General features: G+C 30.5%; 4 protein-coding genes. 1 reads left to right on the top strand and 3 read right to left on the bottom strand.

Annotation, left to right across the window (positions count from 1 at the left end):
• Positions 1-299: 299 nt before the first annotated feature.
• Together cmk and porQ are read right to left on the bottom strand one after the other, a co-directional pair.
• A complete protein-coding gene (gene cmk / locus EAH69_RS00020) occupies positions 300-986 on the bottom strand; it encodes a (d)CMP kinase (protein ID WP_121933163.1) in 687 nt (228 codons plus the stop codon).
• Between the two features lie 53 nt (positions 987-1,039).
• On the bottom strand, positions 1,040-2,065 hold the full coding sequence (porQ, locus tag EAH69_RS00015) for a type IX secretion system protein PorQ (RefSeq protein ID WP_121933162.1): 1,026 nt from the start codon (positions 2,063-2,065) through the stop codon (positions 1,040-1,042).
• Positions 2,066-2,183: 118 nt separating this feature from the next.
• Between porQ and EAH69_RS00010 the strand changes: the two genes are divergently transcribed.
• Positions 2,184-4,451 carry a DUF2339 domain-containing protein gene (locus tag EAH69_RS00010; protein WP_121933161.1) on the top strand — a complete coding sequence of 756 codons (2,268 nt, stop codon included), beginning with the start codon at positions 2,184-2,186 and terminating at the stop codon, positions 4,449-4,451.
• Between the two features lie 58 nt (positions 4,452-4,509).
• Here the strand turns inward: EAH69_RS00010 and EAH69_RS00005 are convergent.
• Positions 4,510-5,185, bottom strand: a 676-nt coding sequence (locus tag EAH69_RS00005; protein WP_121933160.1) for an IS3 family transposase, incomplete at its 5' end; no start/stop codon positions are given.

The raw sequence follows: 5,185 nt of genomic DNA, 5'->3' as shown, positions 1-5,185 counted from the left end.
AAGCATGACAAATTTTTAGATCCCTGAATACTGGAAGGACAGATTATGGATAAAAATAATGATGAGATCCTGAAACAAGTTCAGGAGGACAGTTGAATAAAATACTTCGGAATGAAGAACCGGAAAATATTTTATAAAGAAAAAATGGAAGTGATAGCCTGGATTGATTATTTTGTAATAACTGCTTAATAAAAAGCAGGTGTTACGAAATACTTTGATGAAAGGACTCGGGAAAATGAGTTACGAAGTAACTTAACTAAATAAAAAAAGACATCTTTATTAAAAGATGTCTTACTATATTAATTATGTTCTTGTATTATTTTTAGTGCAGCTGCTACAGTTTCTTCTAAATTTAGATTAGAATTATCTAACAAAATTGCATCATCTGCTTTGCGAAGTGGTGAATATTCTCGAGTAGAATCGATGTGATCTCTTTCGATAACATTAGCTAAAACCTCATCGAAAGGAATTGTTTTTCCTTCACGTTCGTATTCTAAGAAACGACGTTTTGCGCGGATTTCTGCTGACGCTGTGATAAATATTTTGATATCGGCATTTGGAAAAACTGTGGTTCCGATATCGCGACCATCCATCACAATACGTTTATTTACGCCCATTTTTTGTTGAAGAGCAACACAATAATCTCTTACTTCTGGAATAACTGCAATTGGACTAACCATTGAGGAAACTTGTAGTCCTCTGATTTCTTCTTCTACATTAACTCCATTTAAGTAAGTTTCGTTGCAATTATTATCTGCATTATATCTGAACTCGATTAAAATTTCATCTAAACGAGGCACTAATTGATCAACTAATACTTGATTATTTTCGATTAAATCATTCTGAAAAGCAAATAATGTAACTGTTCTATACATTGCACCGCTATCGATGTGTGTATATCCAAGTTGTTTTGCTAATAATTTCGACATTGAACTTTTCCCTGTCGAAGAATGACCATCAATCGCTATAATTAAATCTTGTTTCATTTAAATTAGGAATAGTTGACAAAGATACATAAATGTTAATAATATAAATTTAATTAGTACCAAGGATTACTTCTCCAGTAATTTCGTCCTTGAACGATACGATCTAAATTGATTATTAAACTAAAATGATTGGCTCCACCTGAAGTGTGATAGTTTCCGTGACCAAACTCTAATCTAAAGGCATTCATGCGGATTCCGAAGCCATAAGTTAATCCCGAAAAAGAACGAATTCCGTCAACAGCTAATTCGTTTCCTCGTTTAAAATTATATCCTAAACGAAGATTAAAATCTCGTCCTGGAAATAATTCGGCACCGACAGCTACGTGATCAATTGCTTTACGACCAGCAGAAACTTCTTGTCCTGTCTTATTATATGTTTGTGAAATATCAAACTTCTGTAAATCATGAAGCGTTAGACTTAACTCTAAAGGAACATACTCTAACTCGTGAGCAATACCAAAATTTACCTGAAAAGGTAAATCTTCTTTCAGTCCGCTGTAAGTTTCGATTTGCTTTCCGATGTTTCTGAAGGCTAAACCCATTTTGATTCTATCATCAAAATTATGGTAAGAAACTCCTAAATCAGCCGCTACCGCAGAAGATTTGTACATTTCGATAGTAGAATTGATGTATTTAAGATTTGCCCCAACAGACCAATAGTCTGAGATTTCGCGGGCATACCCAATCGTAATTGCAGCATCTTTTGCTTTAAAATCACCAACAACAGTTCCGATTTCATCCGTTCCGACCATATCACCATAATCAACCATTTGACCATGTAGTGAAACATAATCAAATTCTGATATACGATAGACTCCCGAAAATGAAGCGTTTTTGATATCAGCAATGTGCGAAACGTAATTCACACCAAATTGACCATGCATCTCTTTATTCATTAATGCTGGATTGGCTAATGCATTATTAGGATCTGCATCCCATGAAGTAACATTATAACCACCTAAAGCTGCATGCTTTGCCGAATTAGTAAAGTTTAAAAACTCGTATACGCGAGTTCCGTCTTGTGCATTTGCAGCAAAAGACATCCCTAAAAACAATAAAGCGTATAGTTTTTTAAACATTCAGCAAATTTATACTTTTTGTAGATATAACGTAAAGTATTTTGTTTTGGTATTGATACAATAAAATTAAGATATTCTCTTTTAATAAATACTTATATTTACCTGTAAATCATATCACATGGGAATAGTAGCCATATTAGTAGTGATTGTCTTCTTTGCATTATTGAATCAGAAAATAACTGGTTTGAAAAATGAAATTGACTATTTAAACACTAAAATTAAACACCTAAGAGAAGATTTAGAGAAGATATCCTCTAAAGAATCTACGCCTAAAATTGAGCAACCAATTATAGAAGAACCTCCTATTGAACCTGCTTTTGAATCTGAAAGTAAACCTCAACCAGTTGTAAACACCAATAAAAAAATTGTTTTAGAAACTTTTGAACCTGTTGAATCATTCCCCGAATACAAGCCACAAGAAACTTTTGTTGACAAAAGCATTGAGTTTTTAAAAGAAAACTTCTTAACCGTTATCGGAATTGTAACGCTTGTACTTGGTATTGGTTATTTTGTGAAATATGCAATTGATCAAAATTGGATTAATGAAGCTTTCCGTGTAATAATCGGAATTGTTATAGGTTTAAGTATTATTGGAATTGGTCATTATTTAAGAAAAAAATACGATGTCTTCTCGTCTATTTTAGTTGGTGGTGGAATTTCAGTTCTATATTTCACGATAACAATCGCATTTAGAGAATATGGCTTATTCAATCAGAATTTTGCTTTTATACTCTTAGCATTTGTTACCTTATTGTCAATTATATTATCGTTTATCTACAACCAGCAAGTATTATTTATATTCTCGATATTAGGTGGATTTACTGCACCAATTATGATTAGTACAGGTGAAAGTAACTATGTTTTCTTGTTTACATATTTATTAATCCTGAATCTTGGAACATTATATATACTTTGGAAAAAACAATGGTTTTATCCTGGCGCAATATCGTTTGGACTTTCGATTATATTTCTATTCACTTGGTGTTTATACCCTACAGATAAAATCATATTCCTTTTTCTTGGTGTATATTTTATTCTATTTCTGGTTTATGCTATGCTTCCGATATTTTCGGAACGTAAAATGGATGTTTCTCACCAAATATTATATGTTATAAACACGATTGCATTTACTGCGCTTGGTTTATATGTATACACACATTATTATGCCAACTTCCAATCTTTGGTTCCTATTCTTTTGATGTTGATTAATCTTGGAGTTTACTTTATCTACAAGGAAAAAGACAAAATATTAGCTGATTCTTCTCTTGCTTTAACAATTGCTTTAGTAACATTAGCCATCGGAATTGAATTTGAAACAAGTGTAGTTACCGCTCTTTGGGCTGTATTATCAAGTGTTTTATTATTTTTATGGAAACAATCTAAAAACTCAATTTTCAAAGCATCTTTCATTGCTCTGATTCCGATATTCTTTATTTCTTTATTAATCAACTGGCTTCGATATGCATTAGATATGGAAGATTATTCGATACTTTTCAATCCTGTATTTATTACAAGTGGATTTGTATTTGTATGTTCATTAGTAAATATTTACTTAATTAAAGATTTTGATGAAAATGAAAAGTTCTTAGGTTTTGAAATTCATAAAGCAAAGAATTTATTCTCTATTATCTCTATCCTATTCATTTATTTAGGATTCTTGTTCGAGATTATTTATCAAACCGAGAAACATTTCACGATAAATATTATCTGTGGATTTGCTTTCTTGTATTCTATCTATTTTATTTCGGCTGTTTTACTATTAAGCAAAGCGTTTAATATTAATACAATTACGAAGTATTATTTAGGAATCATCAATTTTGTGTTGATGGTATTTTATCCAATCATCATCTTAATTGCAGATGAAATTATCATTCATCAAAAACCAATCAGTTATTACTTGGTATACATTTTATACATTATCCCGTTTATCTACTTTACGATTCGATTCTTGAATAAAACCGAATTTAAAGAATTAAAACAATCCTTATTCAGTCAATGGTTTGTATTTGTAGCAACTGTATTTATCATTAGCTTCGAGATATACAATGTGTATATTATTGGTTTTACTGGCGTAAAAGATTTTGTAGCTTATAATAAACATATCGACATTTATTCGATGATTATCTTACCAATTGTTTGGGCTATTTTAGGTTGTATCGTTATATATCTTGGCTTTAAAAAGAATGAAAAAAATCTTCCGATTATGGGATTTGCGTTGTTCGGTTTAATAATCGTAAAACTTTACGCTGTAGATGTATGGCAAATGAGTAATATTTTCAGAATTATCTCCTTCACCATTTTAGGAATCCTAATTTTGATCACTTCCTTTATTTATCAGAAACTGAAAAAAGTTATGATTGATTTATTTGATCAAAAAGAAAAATAATAAACAAAAAAAGCTGATTCTTATTAGACTGCACCCAAAAGTTTGGACAGATTAAAAATTAATAATTATAAAAATGAGTTCGATATTCTATCGGACTCATTTTATTTAAGTTCGATTTTATTCTATCGTTATTGTAATAGTAAATGTATTGTTTTATTTCTTTCTTCAGCTCATCTATTGATTTGAATTTTTGTAAATAAAATAGTTCCGATTTCAGTATTCCGAAGAAATTCTCGATAATAGCATTATCCAAACAATTTCCTTTTCTACTCATACTTTGAACGATTCCTTTTTGCTTTAATAAAGCTTGATATTGTTTCATTTGATATTGCCATCCTTGATCGGAATGTAACATTAAATCTTTGGTGTTTTTAGTTGTTTTAAATGCTTTTTTAAGCATAAGTATCACTTGATTGAACACTGGACGCTCGCTTAACTCATAGCTAATAATTTCTTGATTATATAAGTCCATTATTGGTGATAAATATAGTTTTTTATCTTTTACTTTAAACTCGGTAATATCGGTTACCCATTTTTGGTTGGGTCTATCAGCCTTAAATATTCTTTGTAAGATATTTGGAGCAATCTTTCCTTGTTCTCCTTTGTAAGATTTGTATTTTTTTCTTCGAATTAAACTCTTTAATCCTAAGCTATTCATCAATTTAAGAACGGTTTTATGATTGATGATAGTTCCTGATTTTCTTAATTCATCGGTAATTCGTCGATAGCCATAT

Source organism: Faecalibacter macacae, assembly GCF_003687725.1.
GTDB lineage: Bacteria > Bacteroidota > Bacteroidia > Flavobacteriales > Weeksellaceae > Empedobacter > Empedobacter macacae.
Note: the sequence above shows the minus strand (reverse complement) of the source record. Positions and strands in the feature narration are given on the sequence as shown.

Excerpts from the sequence above, each read along its gene's own strand:
- cmk (WP_121933163.1), bottom strand. The coding sequence starts at position 986 with ATGAAACAAGATTTAATTATAGCGATTGATGGTCATTCTTCGACAGGG.
- porQ (WP_121933162.1), bottom strand. The coding sequence starts at position 2,065 with ATGTTTAAAAAACTATACGCTTTATTGTTTTTAGGGATGTCTTTTGCT.
- EAH69_RS00010 (WP_121933161.1), top strand. The coding sequence starts at position 2,184 with ATGGGAATAGTAGCCATATTAGTAGTGATTGTCTTCTTTGCATTATTG.